The following is a 16,630-nucleotide window of genomic DNA, read 5'->3' on the forward strand; positions in this document are numbered from 1 at the left end:
TTCTTCTTGGTGTGATTCCGTATGGAAATTTCACTGTTGATGTCTTGGTTCAGGAGACATCAAAGAACATCGAAGGATGTTCCAAAAATTGAGTGACCGCCACGGCAGCTGCACCGGAGACGGCGGCATCTGCAGACAACGTGGACAGTGTGATGGACGTGGTGTTATAGATTTCCGGGATGGACCGTTCTTCCACCGTGCTGAGCACCTCTTCAAGGAACATCGGTCCGGCTTCGGATACGATGTCTCCGATGATGATGTGCTTGGGATTAAAGCCGTTGAAAATAGTGACGCAGCCATAGCCTACATACCGCGCGATGCTGCGCACCATGCTGATGGCCTGCTCGTTGCCGGCCTTTGCCTGTGCGAACAAGGCGCGCGTGGCATCGGTATGGGTCATGTCTGCAGCTCCCGGAACCAGCACGCCATCTTCGATGAGCATATTGTGAATGGCCGGGGTGGAGCAGTAACGTTCGAGGCAGCCGATATTGCCGCAGTCGCAGGGGCGTCCGTTCACATCCACGGAGATATGACCGATTTCGGTGGCGGCGCCAAGGAATCCGTTGATAAGACGTCCGTTTTCGATAACGCCGAGACCAACGCCTTCGCCCACGAGATAGTAGGCGAGATTGTCGCTGGTGTGAACGGCCGGATCGAACAGGAAATGAGCCAAAGCACCTGCGCGAGCATCCTGTTCGATGAACAGCGGTACGTGGAAGGCGGAGGCGAATTCGTTGATGAAGTTGATTCTGCGCCAACCCTGCATGCTGGAAACGACGGCGGTGCGACCTTCATTGCGCAGATACGGGCCCGGTACAGCCATACCGATGGCCACGATGGAAGTATCTTCGTTGAGAAGCTGGGTCAAACGCTGATGAATGATAACGATGGTGTCGTCAATGGTGTTGTCGTATACGGTTGGCAGCGTTTCCAGATGAAGCGCATTGCCACACAGGTCGAATACTCCGATTTGCACCAGTGAACGGGCGAATTTTACGCCGATGATATGGAAACGGGTGGTGTCGAGCTCGAGGCCGATGGAGCGGCGGTTCTTGGACCCCTCAATATCGCCGGTCTCTTCAATGACTCCGGCTTCGATGAGTCGGGCGGTGATCTTGGTGATTGCCGCTGGCGTCAAATCCAATGCTTTGGCGATTTGTGCTCGGGAGCTGATGCCGTTGTGGTACAGGTGCTGGAGAATGCGGGAACGGTTGGATTCGGAAACGCTGGCTTGTGAAGTAGCTTGCTTGGCTTCAAGTGCCATGAATCCTCCTTGTCCTGCCGCGTTGCGAGTAATCTCGTCCGCTCGTCTTTGAATCTGAACTTGATTAAGATATTAACGACGTTAATTGATTCACGCAATCAACCCAGCGGTTCGGCGTGTCGAAATATTTGGCGCCGTCTGCTAATTTGTTAAGAAGGTTGTCAATACTCTAGGGCACACTGATAACACACAGCGTTCAACGGAGAACAAAAGGAGCGAGTAATGAGTGAACAGACCTCGAACAAATTGCGTATCGGCGTTGATGTGGGCGGCACCAAGATCGAAGCGGCTTTGATCGATGAGCTGGGCCGCGTGGTACGTACCGCGAGAATACCGGCCCGTCACGGCGAAGATGCCGTGATTGAAGACATCGCTGCTGTTGCGGGGCAGGTGTGTGATGACGACTTCAGCCAAGTGGCAAGCATCGGCATTGGCACTCCCGGACAAGTGGACTTTGTTTCCGGGCATGTCGACAATATTGTCAACCTTGAGGTGACTTCGCTGGATATGGGTCCGCTGGTGGCGCAGCGTACCGGCGTGCCGACTCATGTTGAGAACGATGTGAATGCGGCCGCTCTTGGCGCTGCCACGGTGCTGGGTGGGGGAACAAGTCTGCCCGGTGTTGTGGCATTCCTTAATTTCGGCACCGGTCTTGCGGCTGGCCTGGTGCAGGATGGTGTGCTGCTGCATGGTGCGAGTGGTGCGGCCGGTGAGGTTGGCCATATTCCGGTGGAGCCGCACCGCCTCAAGTGCCCTTGCGGCCAGTATGGCTGCCTGGAGACCGTATGCTCCGGCGCTTCCGTGGCAAGGCTTTGGCCGTCGGCCGATCCGGCGATGCCTGATCTGATTCGTCGTGCCAAGAAGCGTGAGGCGAAGGCTGTGGACGTGCTGGATATGGTGGTGCGCGCTATCGGCGATACCATTCAGATTGTGGCGCAGTCTATGGATCCTTCAGTGATTATTCTGGGTGGCGGCATGGCTAAGACCGGCGATCCGTTGGTCGAAGTCATCACTGCTGAACTGCGACGCAGGGAATCGCAATGCCGATTCCTCGCATCGCTGGATCTTTCAAGCCGTTTGCGTTTGGCTCCGTTGGATCAGCCTGTTGGTGCCATTGGCGCTGCTGTTGCCGCTTGATCTGCAGATTGCATACAGCGAACCGTTGTAAACAGTTTTACTTAACGACAAGGGGCTGGCTCCGCATATCAATTATGCGGAGCCAGCCCCTTGATTATTCGTTATGGTTCATGCGCGACGGCAGTTGAGTAGGGTTGTCGGCGCCTCACTGGCTCAGATAATGCACGAGCACGGCAATCGCCTCGCCCTGCACGGTGATATCCGATCCGCATTCGCAGCGGCGAATAATAGTGTGCTTGTGGAACGTTGAGGATGTGCTGGCGTCAAGATACTGCTGAGCCGCATCGATGAACGTTGCATTGACGATATCCGGTTGGCCATACACGCAGACATCCGCCATATCAAGCAAACCGACCGGCATGGAAAGCGCTTGACCGAGATGTTGCCCGGCTTGAGCGAGAATCGATACCTTCTGCTGCTCGTCGGCGTGAACGAGCTGCTTGCGCAATGCGTTGTCGGAAATCATGGTTTCCAGACATCCGCGCTTGCCGCAGGGGCATTCAGGACCGTTGAGGTCGATGGAAATATGTCCGATTTCGCCCGCCGCATGCATCTCTCCCTTGACTGGCGTGTCATTGATGAGAATGGCTGAGCCAATGCCGCTTTCAATGCGTACGAAAATCATGTTCTTATCGCCTTGGCCGAAGAATCGTTCGGTCAGCATGGCCGCGGTGGCATCGTTGGTCACAGTGACGTTGATGCCAAATCGTTCCTGAAGAGGAGTGGAAAGGTCCATATCGTGCCAGTCGAGCCAAGTGGATCGCTTGACCACGCCGCCGTCCACCACGCCGGGGGAGGCGATGCCCACGCCGATGACGGTGCCCTCGGCCATGCTCATCATTTTTTCGATAAGTTCGCCGATCATCTCCAGCGTGACCCGTTCTCCGGCTCCAAGCGTGATTTCCGCATGGCGCAACGCCTGCCCCAGAAGGTTGGTAACCGCACCGTGAAGCATATGGTCCTGAGTCAAATCAAGGCTGACGATATTCAGGCGGTCGATATCAATGCTGAGCAGGGTGCCACGCTTGCCTTTGCCGCCACTTGGCGCTTGACCAGTTTCACGCAGAAGTCCTTCGTCCAGCATTTGGCCCACCACATCGGAAACTGCTACTCGACTCAGGCCGGTGAGTCGGCCAAGGTCGGCGCGTGAATACTGATTGGTAGGGAACAGCAAAGAAAAAATAAGCTGGCGATTATTGCGGCGCACATCCGCAGGCGACGATTTGGCTGACTGGCTGTGTGATGGCGAGGCGGCTCCAAAGAGTGACATTATTCCTCCTGTCTGGATGAACATGCGCTCCGGAGCATGCAATGCTCGTTGCATATGTTCTGTTTTGCGCGTTGAAGTTCACTCACCGTTGAATCTGTTATGAAACTTCACTAACTATTTCCAGTGTACCGCAGCTCGGGCTGAAGACATTTCAAAAACACCGTATGTGGCTAAGTCCAAAATTGTAAGTACTATTAACAAATAGCTGGTTCGATATATCGATAGGTATGCGATCCACGGTGCATCGCGGGATGTGACAAAGAAGTTGCCAACAACCCCGGATGCGGTAAAACTGCACAAGGCCTGCATGCAACAGGTCACGGATGAAGGAAAGTAACAATGCCTGAGATCATCATTGTGAAGAATGAGGCTGAAGCCGGCGACATCTACGGACGTTGCGTGGCCGACCTGATTAAAGCCAAGCCGAATGCCGTTCTGGGCTTGGCCACTGGTTCCAGCCCTCTGGCTGCATACCGTTCACTCGCCAAGATTGTCAAGGATGAATCCATTGACGTGTCCCAGGTGCAGGGCTTCGCACTGGATGAGTACATTGGCCTGCCGCTGACCCATCCTGAGTCCTATCATGCGACTATCCACCGCACCGTGGTAGAGCCGCTGGGCCTTGATCCCGCAAAGGTGCACGTACCTGGAGATGTGCTCAACGGCACTCCGCTTGAAGACGGTGAGAAGGTTGCCGGTGCCGGCCCTGCCTATGATGCCGCTATCGAAGCAGCGGGTGGTATCGATGTGCAGATCTTGGGCATCGGTACGGATGGTCATGTTGGATTCAACGAGCCTGGCTCTTCGCTGGCTTCCGGCACCCGTGTGAAGACCTTGGCTGAGCAGACTCGTATCGATAACGCACGATTCTTTGATAACGACATCAATCAGGTGCCAACTCACTGCATTACGCAGGGCATCGGCACCATCATGAAGGCTCGCCATCTGGTGCTGTTGGCGTTTGGCGCCGGCAAGGCAGAGGCCATCGAGGAAACCGTAGAAGGTGGCGTGTCCGCATTCTGCCCGGCATCCGCACTGCAGATGCATCCGCATGCCACGATTATTGTGGATGAGGAGGCCGCAAGCCGTCTGCGTCATAAGGATTACTACCGTTACGCTTACACGCACAAGCCGGCTTGGCAGGGTATCTGATCCGACTGAATATTGAGGCTCCCCTTCTTCTGATGGAGGGGAGCCCTACTATTCAATCGGGTTCAATGGGACCCAATGGAGCATTGAACCCGCAGGGATGAATCGAGGGAAAGCATAAATGGCTGATAGGCAAGAGATCGTATCTCGCGTAACCGCGGCGCTGGAGGGCAAGCCGTCGCCGGTGGCAATCTGCAATGCGCGTAAGGTGGACGCCTGCGGCGAACAGTCCGGCTATTGGGTGGTATCCGATGCCAATGGTGTTATCACGGCGACCGGAACCGATGAACAGGCGTTTGCCAAATCTTGCGCAGCAGCGGGCATTGAGCCGGATGGTGAAGCGGTACTGGACGCTGCCGGAAGAATCCTCGCCCCAGGATATGTGGATATTCATGCGCATGGTGCTTGGGAGAAAAGCTTCGATGATGGTTCCGATGGTATTGATGTGGCGCGAGCCGGTCACGCGGTGCATGGCACCACGCGTCAAGTGCTGTCGCTGATCACCAATCCGCTTGACGTGATTTGCCGCAACATCCGTACGGTGGCGGACAAAATGGCCTCCGGTCGCCCGGATATTCTTGGATGCCATCTGGAAGGGCCGTTCTTGGCGCTCGCCCGCAAAGGCGCTCATGATCCGAATTGTTTGAAGGATCCGGTGCCTGAAATCGTCGATGAGATGCTTGAAGCTTCGGGCTCCGATGCTTCGCACGGCAAACTCGGTTGCATTCGTCAGATCACCATCGCTCCTGAACTGCCTCACGGTTTGAGTGCAATCAGCCAATTTGCGGCGGCAGGCGTGGTGCCGGCAGTAGGCCATTGCGATGCCGACTATGAGAAGGCCCAAGCTGGATTCAATGCTGGAGCCGGCATCATGACGCACATGTTCAATGCGATGAACGGATTGCATCACCGTGAACCAGGCCCGATTCCGGCCGCTGTGGAAGACCCTCGCGTCACCATCGAACTCATCAACGATGGATTCCATGTACAGAACCCGATGGTCAAACTTGGTTTCGGGTTCGCGCCGCATCGCATTGCATTCGTCACCGATGCGATGGCCGCCACGGACTGCCCCGATGGAGCCTATAAGTTAGGCGCATTGGATGTGAACGTGGTCGATGGCCATGCACGACTCGTCTCCAATGGGGCGATTGCTGGTTCGACGCTTTTGCTGGAAGGTGCCGTCAGCCGTGCGGTAAACGAATTGGGCATCAGCCCGGTGGCTGCCGTCGAGGCTGCCACATTGACGCCGGCCAAGGCATTTGGTTTCGACAAGCCCAATGATGTTATCGGCGCACCGATTGGTCTGCTTGCTCCTGGTTTTGCTGCAGACTTCAACCTCATCGACCCAAGCAGTTGGAAGGTCGAACAGGTATGGTGCGCGGGCCGCAAGGTCAAATAAGGTTTGTTGCGCTCACTTGATCTAGTGATATGAAAAAGCCGTGGCACGGTTCTTTTTCTGGAAAGAACCATGCCACGGCTTCTTTGTTGAGCGCGTTGTCTCGAAATTGAATCAGTGCTGCACGCCGTCAAAGACGAACAGTGCGTGCGAATCACCGTTCCGCTTATTCTCGAAATAACGGTTGAACAGTTGCAGGCGCTCGGCGGTGCTTGCCGCGAGCGGTTGGGGGAGTGCATCCAAGTCAAACCAGCCGACGTTAAGACTTTCCTCGTCGCCAACAAATGGTTTGTCATTGCCGCCTGGCTTCACCTTGCAGAGGAAGGAATGATCCATATACATGGTGTTATCGCCATTGGCGTAAGTCAGCACCTTGTTCGAGGAGGTTACAGCCACCAAATCGGTGACAATGGCGTCAACGCCGGTTTCTTCCTTGATTTCTCGCACTACGGTATCGGCTGGCTGTTCGCCGGGCTCGTTGATGCCGTAGACCATTGCCCATTCGCCGGTATCCGAACGGCGGCCCAGCAGCAGTTGACCCTCATCGTTCAGCACATAACCGGTTACACCAATGAGCCACAGGAGATCATGGCCGATTTTTTTGCGTAGCTCTAATACAAATTCCGGTGTTGGCATGACTGCCACCTTCCTATGCAAAAATGGCTCCCCTCGCCGAGGGGAGCCGAAATGACAATTACTTGGCAGCGGCTGCTCGGTCGGACATCCACTGCTCGACTTCGTCGATTTGCTTCGGAATGCCAGCGGAAATCCATTCCGGACCGTTCTCGGTCATCAACACATCGTCTTCAATACGAATGCCAATGCCGCGGTACTCCGGTGGAATCAGCAGGTCATCCTCACGGAAGTACAGACCAGGCTCGATGGTGAAGATCATGCCCGGGCGAATCGGAGCACCCTGATAAGCCTCGAAGCGAGCCTGAGCACAATCGTGCACATCAAGACCAAGATGATGAGCCACGCCGCAAGCCAACCAACGGCGATGCTGCTGACCTTCAGGGGAGAGCGATTCCTCAACGCTCACCGGCAATAGGCCCCAATCATGCAGACGCTCAGCGATGACGCGCATGCAGGCATGATGGATATCGGAATAGGTGGCACCCGGCTTAGCGGCCTCAAAACCAGCCTGCTGGGAATCCAACACGGCCTGATATAGGCGCTTCTGCAAATCGGTGAACTTACCGTTGGTCGGGAACGTACGGGTGATATCAGCCGTGTAGAGAGAATCAACTTCCACACCGGCATCCACGAGCAGCATATCGCCGGTCTTCACCACACCAGTGTTGCGCATCCAATGCAAGATCGGAGCGTGGGGGCCGGAAGCCACAATGGAGTCGTAGCCAACAGCGTTGCCCAATTCGCGGGACACCGCGTTGAACGCGCCTTCGAGAATACGCTCGGAACGCGGCTTATCCAATGCTGCCGGCAGTGCGCTCAGCAGACGGTCGAAACCATGCTTGGTGGCGTCCACAGCCTTGCGCATTTCATTGATCTCATAGGAATCCTTCACCATGCGGGCTTCAGACGTGAACTCGTACAGCTTGTCATCGGCGGCAGCATTCTTATCGGGGTCGGCAGCGCCATTGGCCTCGCGGATGGATTCGACCAGCGAAGTGATCTGCGGATCGGTCTCACGCATCACACGCACGCGAACGGCACCCGCCTCGGCGCCGACATCCTTGCTCAATGCATCAGCCAGCTGAGCGATGTCATGCGTTTCGATGCCGGTCATAGCCGTCATTTCCTTCAGACCAGCGCGCGGGCCAACCCAGTATTCGCCATAATGCGGGTTCATGAAGAAATCAGTGGTGGAGTTGTCGGCACGCGGGGCTACGAACAATTCCGGCGTATGGGTCTGGCCGGCCTTGGCTTCCCCGGAATCCGGATCCACCGGGTTCAGCACCAGCACGGCACCCGCCTCATAATCCACGCCGAGGCCAGTGTAATAAGCGAAAGCAGTATCCGGACGGAACATGTAATCGCAATCATTATTACGTACCTTCGGCTGACCGGCAGGAATCACCAGGCGCTCACCGGGGAAGGCCTTACCAAGAGCAGCGAGACGAGCCGGAGTGAACTTGGAGGATTCCAACGGTTCGATTTCCGGCTCATCATCGGCCCAGCCGGACTTCATGAAGTCCTTGAAGGCTTCGGAGCGCGGACGTAGCGAACGATTGTTCACGCGGTCGCTCATGGCCTGATCGCTGCCCGGAGCGCTCTTGCGTTCCTCTGCCTCGTATTCCTTATCTTTCTCGGTGACTACCTCACCCATCGATACTCCTTATGAAAGAAGGCTCATGTTACCGCTCCCATACTAGTCGTTCGAATTCGTTTGGTGCATGCTCCCCGTAGATTTTGCGGATTTACGAGCATGCGAGTGGATGCAGTGGCATTATTCAATTACTGCGCAAGGGTATGCCGGCTTTTAGCAGTTTTATTCGCAACGGAATCCGATCGTATACTTCCGAAAACGAAAGATGAACCACATCGCTGGCTCCCGCACGATGCAATCCGGCATCTCGTTCTCGCTCTTTGGCAACTACTTGCTGAATGCTGCGGTTATTGGTCATATCAGGATTGATGTATTTTTCAGTACCATCATATTCAGCTACTATGATGCGTCCATCATCCAGTCTCCAGACAAAATCTACGCGATAGTTAGTTCCTGTTTGCGGATCTTTAACCGGGACCTGAATTCTAGGCATGACGAATTGTTCTTCATAAATCGTGCCGCGCATCAACGATTCGCCACCGTTCTCGCTGCGAGAATTTGCCTGTTGCAACAGACGGAAAATGGGGGTGCAGTCAGTGCGTAGCGTACTGCATGCGGTGAGGACTTGTTCGGACGAGATTCCTTGCGCAAACGCAGAATCAAAGAACGGTAGGGCAAATCGAAAATCGTAGGTACGCGCGCATTCGATGAGTGTATGAGCTGGAGGTGCAAGCAACAATCCAGTTACTGAATCTCGCATCGCCAAAGAAGAGGCCTGAGGCATGTATACGCGTTTTAATCGCGGATGACGCTGTTCGCTGCCGTGATTTTGCGTCATAATAGACACCGAACCATCATGGAGACACCATTGATGTTCGAAACCGTATGCGCTGGCCGCAACCAATCCTCCGAAAACCCAGTTTGGATGAGCTATTGCAAGAGCCTTTGCAATATGCAGTGTTTGGTCAGGAGGGGTTAGTGCATTCCAGTACTGTTGCTCTGCATATAACGATGGTGAACCACGATAGGTGTTGATAAGTTCGCCGGCTTGGGCACGTCGTTGCAGCGCAAGTTGCTCTGAGGGAATCGTGGAATATGCGCATCGGTGCTCATTCTGGGCTGTACGAAGAATTTGGGCAATTGCTTTGTGTGTTTTCATGCCATTAACGGTAGAGGAAATGGTGGGGCGTGAGGCCGAAATTTAAGTAATGTGGTTCGAGCTTGTGCTTGCGATTATCGTTGCTTTGAAATCGTTGAAATATCAAGCCTCTGTCCAGTTTCGATGATGTATATGAGTTATCCACATTGGTTTGTTCATTAAAGGTTTTATGCCGACGGTTCGGACAAATGTTTGCGTGAGATGCTTGCGCCATATGGTGGGACTCTAACTACGCTGATATGAAAGATGGATGGGTAGAAAGATGGCTAGTGGGCATACGATTGCTGATGACTTCTTTGCACAGAAACTGTCTGGACAAATGGTGGTACGGTGACTTCGATTTTGCGGTTTTTGGTCTTGGAATGAAGTGTTAGCGGCAAGAAGAGGAGCTGCGGAAGGGGTCTTGGTTGTTAGGTATTCACGATTCCGATGCTAAAGCTCCATCGATTGGCCGTAAAACTACACTGAGCTATAACGCATGATGCTGAGTGGACAGGGAGTGGCATCGTAACATCGCTGAACGGCTGAATGAAGTGGTCTGGGCATGTTCTGGACTGATACCGGCAATAAGAATCATTGAGTGCAGTTCTTTTGCCACCATTGGCTTGATGACTTCGCTGACACGTTTTAGTGATGTAAAGCGGGCAGGGGGTGTCCGTATGACTTCTGCGACTTCGTTTGTTGGATATATATAGTGCGTTGCCCTATACGGTTTCTGCGCGGCCCTGTGTTTCTTCGTATGTGGATAATAGACCGCGCTCGCCATTCGCCTATAAAGGCGAAGGCAATCATTCGATGACGGTCGCGCCGTCCTTGGGCAGGTTCTCAGCATGGCCAGCGAATGCGCTTTGTAGATAAATCACGGCAGCCAAAAGCATATGGCAGATTCACTGAGTGCGGAATGAAAGCGCAATGCCGCATCCTATAGACCCCGACGATTAATATGGTGGAAGTTTTCGCTTGGAACATCATGTTTGGAATGGAATGGCTGCGGATACGTTTGCAGACACGTTCTGAGCAAGCCAACGATGAAACGGGCAATGCCACAGCACGGGCCAAGAGCAGTTCGCGCAAAGGCTGAGCGCGCAACGCGCCAATGATGCAGAGAGGGAGTAAGTGCATGTCATTCGAGCATCCGAATAGGAACAATGAGACAATGCGAGACGTCGAGCTGGATATTATGAGCCGGCCGCCGGAACACAACACCACGAACCTCGACCTGGACCGCATGAACCTGATGCTCGATCTGCTGGGACACCCCGAGCAGTCGTTCCGTGTGATTCATGTGACAGGAACCAACGGCAAAGGCTCCACCGCGCGCATGGCTGAAGCCATCTGCCGCGCCTATGGCATGCGTACCGGTCTGTACACGTCGCCGCATCTGGAGCGAGTCAATGAACGCATCTGCATTGACGGCCAGCAGCTCTCCGATGACGACTTCATTGATATTTGGGATCAGACCAAGGATCTGGTGGCACTGGTAGACGCCAAAATGGTGGAGCAAGGCAAGCCGAAGATGAGCTTCTTCGAAGTGCTCACTGCCATGGCTATCTGGAAGTTTGCCGACGCGCCGGTTGATGTGGCCATCGTAGAGGTCGGCATGGGCGGCGCATGGGACGCCACCAATGTGATTAACGCCGATGCCGCGATCATCGGCCCGGTTGACATGGACCATATGCAGTGGCTGGGAAACACGGTCGAGAAAATCGCCAGCGAGAAGGTGGGCATCATCAAGCCCGGCTGCACCGCGATTATCGGTCCGCAGCCGCATGAGGAAGCTGTAATGCCGATTATTGAAGAGGCCGCCGCCCGTAACCACGCCACGCTGGTGCGTGACGGTTACGAGATGACAGTGTCCGACCGTATGCCGGCAGTGGGTGGCCAGGTTGCCACGCTCACTACGCCGAATGGCACTTATGAGGGTGTGCCGATCGCTAAATTCGGCGAACATCAGGCCCACAATGCGCTCGCCGCGCTCGCCGCCGCTGAAGTAGTGATTCCGGTCAACGGCCCGTTGGATGGCGATTTGGTGGCTGAGGCGTTGAGCTCGGTTAAGATTCCTGGCCGCATTGAGCAGATTCGTACCTCGCCGACCATCATTCTGGATGGTGGCCACAACGTGAATGCCGCCGAAGCACTGCGCAAGGCCATCGAGGAAAGCTACGACTTCAAGCAGCTGGTTGGCGTGGTTGCCATGATGCGCGACAAGCAGGTCGAGGAATATCTCGGTGTGCTTGAGCCGATTTTGAGCTCTGTGGTGGTTACCGAAAACTCTTGGCGTGACCGTGTGATGTCTGCCGATGATCTGGAAAAGATTGCCGTAGACGTGTTCGGCCGCGACCGCGTAATCAAGGAACCGAACCTGCCCGATGCCATCCAGACCGCCGTCAACATGGTCGATGCCGAAGATGAGCTGGGCGTGGGCTATGGCCACGGTGTGCTCATCTGTGGCAGCTTCGTCACCGCTGGTGATGCTCGCACGATGCTTGAGGAGCATGCAAGCCCGACTATGCAGCAGGCCATGAACATCCACCAGCCGGTGGTCGATCCTGATGATTCGAACGCTGATGATGATGAAGCTGATACGCTCGACAATCAGGTCAGCCCTGATGATTTCGATGTGTTCGATGTGCTCGGTCTTGGTAAAACCGGCACCGGCAGCGCAAACGATACGTCTGCGGACGACAACGTCGATCCGAATGCAGGTCAGTGACAGGCAGCCTTCATGTACCTTAAAGAGCTCACCTTACGCGGCTTCAAATCCTTTGCCTCGGCCACGACTTTGCGGTTCGAGCCAGGAATTACCGCGGTTGTAGGACCGAACGGGTCAGGCAAGTCGAATATCGTCGATGCGCTGACCTGGGTCATGGGTGAGCAGGGTGCCAAGAATCTAAGAGGCACTTCAATGGAGGATGTGATCTTCGCAGGCACGTCCTCCAGACCTCCATTGGGCCGTGCCCAGGTAAGCCTGACCATCGATAATTCTGATCACACGCTGGATATCGATTACACGGAAGTGACGATTTCCCGCACGATTTTCCGCAACGGTGGTTCGGAATACGCCATCAACGGTTCCGTCTGCCGCCTGCTGGATATTCAGGAGCTGCTTTCGGACACGGGTCTTGGCCAGCAGATGCATGTGATTGTGGGCCAAGGCCGATTGGATGCGATTCTCAAAGCCGACCCATCCGGGCATCGAGCATTCATTGAGGAAGCTGCGGGCATTCTCAAGCATCGCAAGCGTAAGGAACGAGCCCTGCGTAAACTGGCTAATACCGAATCAAATCTGAATCGTTTGGATGATTTGCTTCGAGAATTGCACCGCCAGCTGGGACCACTTGGCAGGCAGGCGCGTATTTCCCGCAGGGCGGATGCGATTCAGGTATCGGTGCGCGATGCTCAGTCTCGTTTGTATGCCGAGGATGCACAGCAATCGATGACTCGCCGAGCAACCGTGCGCAAGGAACTCGGCGAAGTGCGCGCTCAATTGGCGACTGCCCAGCGTGAATTGGCGCAAGTAAAAGTGCGTATCGAGCAGGTGGAATCCGTGACTTCCCAGTCAAGCCCCGCCATTGCTCAAGCCAATCAGTACTGGCATGATTTTTCTCAGACTCGGGAGCGATTGCTTGCTCTTGCACAACTTGCTGATGAACGAGCGCGATCGACGGCAAGCGGCATCGTCAACAATATGGGCGAGGATTCTGATTTGCTGTATGCGCGTGCGCAAGAGCTTGAACAGCAGGCCACAGCGCAGGACAGGTCGGTATCTGACGCCCGGCTGGCCTATGACAAGGCCACAGAACAGCGCGCGGATAGTGAGAAGCAGCTTGCTTCCGTACGCCAAACATTGACCGAACTGCGCAAAACCGCGCAGGAACGGGATTCCGCCATTGCCAAGCTTCACGAGCTGATTGCGCGTGAAGAATCCGCGGCTCAGTTAGCTCACAGCAGAGTCAAGGATTATACGAGCCAGCGTGAAACGGCAACTGAGCAGCGTGACGAGATGCAGCAGCAGCAGCTTAATGCTCTGCGCGAGCAAGCCGAAGCGATTTCAGATGATAATGGGGCAGCTTTGGACACGGCCCGTGCTGCATTGGCTGGATGCCGTGACGCGCTGAACGGATTATCGGATACGCAGCGCGAGTTGCAATCGCGGATTATTTCCTTGAAAGCTAAAGCCGATGCGCTTGCCGATACGCTGGCGAGCCGTAACGCCTCCGGTGAACTGGAACATGATGAATCCGCTCATGTTCTAGGTCGATTGACCGACTTCATTCATGTGGAGGAAGGCTGGGAAGAGGCCGTGGCCCATGTGCTAGGTCAGTTTTCCAGTGCGATGGTGGTAGCTGAGCCGAGCGGTATGCTTCACGCATTGGAACGTGCTCGCGAAGACAAGCTCGGCAAGGCCGTGATGATTACGGCAAATCATGCATCGATGATGCCGGAGAGTTCCAATGCCCGTCATTCCGAGACTGATGATGACGAGCATGCTGTACGTTGGCTTGATTCGCTGGTCACTGTCAATCCTCAAGCTTCTGATAGTGCTACGGCACATGATGTGGTAACTGCGGTAAGACTGTTGCTGAACGATACGATAGCGGCAGACGGTCTCGCTCAAGCGCAGCATATGGTGGAATCCGGGAAAGCTGAACGGGCGGTAACATCTCAAGGGGAAATGCTGTGCAGGGGAGTGGCCGCGGTAGGCGGTTCGTCTCTCTCCCAATCCGATCTTGCGTTGGCCGCTAAACGAGATAAAGCATTGGCGCAGGCGTCTCAACTGGAAATCCAGGAACAGCAGACAGCCGAACAAGTAGCCCAAGCCAAATTACAGCGGGATGAAGCCGCCCAAGCGGTTGATAGGGAATCCTCCAAACGTACCGAGTTGAGGCTTCGCGCACAGCAAGCGCAGAAAGCATTGCAGTCAGCTCAACAGCATCTCGATTCGCTGAACAAGCAGGTCACGCAATTCGATCATCGTATTGCCGGAATGCAGTCGCAGGCCCAGGAACATCAGCTGAAACTCGATGACCTTCATCGCGCTCTGGAATCCGCTCAACAATCCGGCACAGCGCAGGAACAGTGGAATGATTTGGAAAAGCGGGAGCATGAGCTTGAGCAGACGTTGTCTCATGCCCGAGAGCATGAAGTGGAAGCGAAAATCGCTTGGACTGATGCTTCCCGCAAAGCCGAATCGCTGCATCGCCAAGCTGGATTGCTGCGGGACAACGCCAAAGAAGCGGCCCAGCGGCGTGCCCATATCGAAGCATTGAACACCAAGCGGCGAGCACAAGCCGCGCATTTGCAGACCGTGGCCCAAGATGCGCGCAGCGTGGTTGCAATGGTGGCGGACACGCTGCAAGATATTGCAGCTGAGCGTGATCGTCTGCAAGCTGAGGCTTCAAGCCATGATGAAGAGCTGAAGATGCTACGTTCGCAGCGCAATGCCATCGAACCGCGAGTCACCGATTTAACAGCTCGCGAGCATACGTTGGATGTGAATCGCGAACGTCTTGCTATGGAGGCAGGCCAACTTACGCAGAAAGTCTCCGACGAACTCGGCCTGACATTGGAAGAACTGGTGCAAGCATATGGCCCAGATCAGCCCGTGCCGGTTTTGGACGATAACGGCAATCCTGTTCCAATCAACGACTCACTTGACTCCGACGAGATAGCTGAAGGAGAAGACAGCCAAGCACAACGCTTTCAAACTGTGCCGTATAACCGTGTGGAGCAGAAGAAACGTTTGGATAAAGCGCGCCGTGATCTGGCTGCTTTGGGCAAGATTAATCCGCTGGCCACCGAAGAATATGAGGCGCTTGAGGAACGCAACAAATATCTTAATGATCAGCGTAACGATGTAGTCAAGTCGCGTGATGATTTGATGCAGCTCATCAAGGAACTTGATTCCACAATGGTTACCGTATTCAAGTCCGCGTTTGAGGATACGGCGGAGGCTTTCCAACAGGTGTTTGCCACCCTGTTTCCGGGCGGCACCGGGCGGCTGCGCTTGGAGAATCCGGATGATTTGCTCACCACTGGCGTGCTGGTGGAGGCCAGCCCAGCCGGCAAGAGGGTGAAGCAGTTGAGCCTGCTGTCTGGCGGTGAACGATCATTGACCGCATTGGCTCTGCTGTTCGCCATTTTTACTGCACGCCCCAGCCCGTTCTATGTGATGGATGAGGTGGAAGCCGCTCTTGATGATGTGAATCTCACCAGATTGATTCATGCATTGAATGAGCTGCGCGAACATGCGCAGCTCATCATCATCACACATCAGCAGCGCACGATGAGCATTGCCGATGCGCTCTATGGCGTAACCATGCGTGCTGATGGTGTGACCGCTGTCATTAGTCAGAAACTGGCCGATAGGGGCAAGTAACGCTAGCGAAGTCAATCTTTGCGCTGGGCCGAGGCGAATTGATGACGAATGGACTGCAGTGTTTTTAATCCGGCGTAGAACCCGCGGTGAATCGGTACGTCGCGGGCTGGGGCGACTGGTGTGGTTTCCTCGGTGAATTTGGTTTTGAATTCGTTCAGGCCTTTGAGCGAGGGAGCGAAATCGGAGCCGATGCCCATCAGGTCGTAGTCGGTGACGCCCTGCCCGCCGAGCATGCAGCATTCCGCGTACAGGAGGCGGTCGGTGACGTGCAGGCGCATGGCCGAGTCGCGCATCGCGGCGTAATAGCGCACGGCGCATGTATCGTTCACGGTGACGATGGACCATGCGACCACGCGGCCGTCGATCCGCGCGGCGAACACGCGGCAGTGCTCCGGGCCCAACGCCTCGATCATGTCGAGGTAGTCCTTGAGCGGGGCCGGTTTGAACCCGTCCCGCTCGCCGGTCTCGAGCATCACGTCGTAGTATTCGGAGAAATCGGACATGGCGGGCCCGGTCTCGTCGGCCACGGATGCGGGGCATTCGCGCAGCGCCTTGCGCACGTCGCGCCGGCCGCGGCGCTTCATGCGCGACAGGATGGCCTCGTCGCCGCCGGTGACGTCGATGACCACCGTCCAGTCGTAGG

At 55.2% G+C, this 16,630-nt stretch carries 11 protein-coding genes; 5 read left to right on the forward strand and 6 right to left on the reverse strand.

Annotation, left to right across the window (positions count from 1 at the left end):
• Nucleotides 1–49 precede the first annotated feature (49 nt).
• A complete protein-coding gene (locus Tam1G_RS04035) occupies nucleotides 50–1,264 on the reverse strand; it encodes an ROK family transcriptional regulator (protein ID WP_101625547.1) in 1,215 nt (404 codons plus the stop codon).
• Between the two features lie 222 nt (nucleotides 1,265–1,486).
• Between Tam1G_RS04035 and Tam1G_RS04040 the strand changes: the two genes are divergently transcribed.
• A complete protein-coding gene (locus Tam1G_RS04040) occupies nucleotides 1,487–2,401 on the forward strand; it encodes an ROK family protein (RefSeq protein WP_101625548.1) in 915 nt (304 codons plus the stop codon).
• A 145-nt stretch (nucleotides 2,402–2,546) separates the two neighbouring features.
• On the opposite strand, the gene Tam1G_RS04045 is transcribed toward Tam1G_RS04040, so the two are convergent.
• On the reverse strand, nucleotides 2,547–3,671 hold the full coding sequence (locus Tam1G_RS04045; RefSeq protein WP_101625549.1) for an ROK family protein: 1,125 nt from the start codon (nucleotides 3,669–3,671) through the stop codon (nucleotides 2,547–2,549).
• A 339-nt stretch (nucleotides 3,672–4,010) separates the two neighbouring features.
• Between Tam1G_RS04045 and nagB the strand changes: the two genes are divergently transcribed.
• Together nagB and Tam1G_RS04055 are read left to right on the forward strand one after the other, a co-directional pair.
• Entirely contained in the window at nucleotides 4,011–4,823 is an 813-nt protein-coding gene (gene nagB / locus Tam1G_RS04050; protein WP_033890049.1) for a glucosamine-6-phosphate deaminase, read from the forward strand.
• A gap of 118 nt (nucleotides 4,824–4,941) precedes the next feature.
• Complete coding sequence (locus Tam1G_RS04055) at nucleotides 4,942–6,222, forward strand: N-acetylglucosamine-6-phosphate deacetylase (protein WP_101625550.1); 1,281 nt, start codon at nucleotides 4,942–4,944, stop codon at nucleotides 6,220–6,222.
• A gap of 111 nt (nucleotides 6,223–6,333) precedes the next feature.
• Here Tam1G_RS04055 and Tam1G_RS04060 read toward each other — a convergent pair whose 3' ends face one another.
• From Tam1G_RS04060 to Tam1G_RS04070, 3 genes are all read right to left on the reverse strand, one after another.
• A complete protein-coding gene (locus Tam1G_RS04060; protein ID WP_101625551.1) occupies nucleotides 6,334–6,855 on the reverse strand; it encodes an NUDIX hydrolase in 522 nt (173 codons plus the stop codon).
• A gap of 58 nt (nucleotides 6,856–6,913) precedes the next feature.
• Entirely contained in the window at nucleotides 6,914–8,509 is a 1,596-nt protein-coding gene (locus tag Tam1G_RS04065) for an aminopeptidase P family protein (RefSeq protein ID WP_101625552.1), read from the reverse strand.
• A gap of 124 nt (nucleotides 8,510–8,633) precedes the next feature.
• On the reverse strand, nucleotides 8,634–9,608 hold the full coding sequence (locus Tam1G_RS04070) for a hypothetical protein (RefSeq protein WP_101625553.1): 975 nt from the start codon (nucleotides 9,606–9,608) through the stop codon (nucleotides 8,634–8,636).
• A gap of 1,120 nt (nucleotides 9,609–10,728) precedes the next feature.
• Between Tam1G_RS04070 and Tam1G_RS04075 the strand changes: the two genes are divergently transcribed.
• Together Tam1G_RS04075 and smc are read left to right on the forward strand one after the other, a co-directional pair.
• Nucleotides 10,729–12,321 (forward strand): bifunctional folylpolyglutamate synthase/dihydrofolate synthase, encoded by a 1,593-nt coding sequence (locus Tam1G_RS04075; protein WP_165781895.1) that lies wholly within the window; start codon nucleotides 10,729–10,731, stop codon nucleotides 12,319–12,321.
• Between the two features lie 12 nt (nucleotides 12,322–12,333).
• Complete coding sequence (smc, locus tag Tam1G_RS04080; RefSeq protein ID WP_101625555.1) at nucleotides 12,334–15,987, forward strand: chromosome segregation protein SMC; 3,654 nt, start codon at nucleotides 12,334–12,336, stop codon at nucleotides 15,985–15,987.
• An 11-nt stretch (nucleotides 15,988–15,998) separates the two neighbouring features.
• Here smc and Tam1G_RS04085 read toward each other — a convergent pair.
• Nucleotides 15,999–16,630, reverse strand: a 632-nt coding sequence (locus Tam1G_RS04085; RefSeq protein WP_133124971.1) for a lipid II:glycine glycyltransferase FemX, incomplete at its 5' end; no start/stop codon positions are given.

The organism is Bifidobacterium imperatoris (assembly GCF_002860405.1).
GTDB classification, from domain to species: Bacteria; Actinomycetota; Actinomycetes; order Actinomycetales; family Bifidobacteriaceae; genus Bifidobacterium; species Bifidobacterium imperatoris.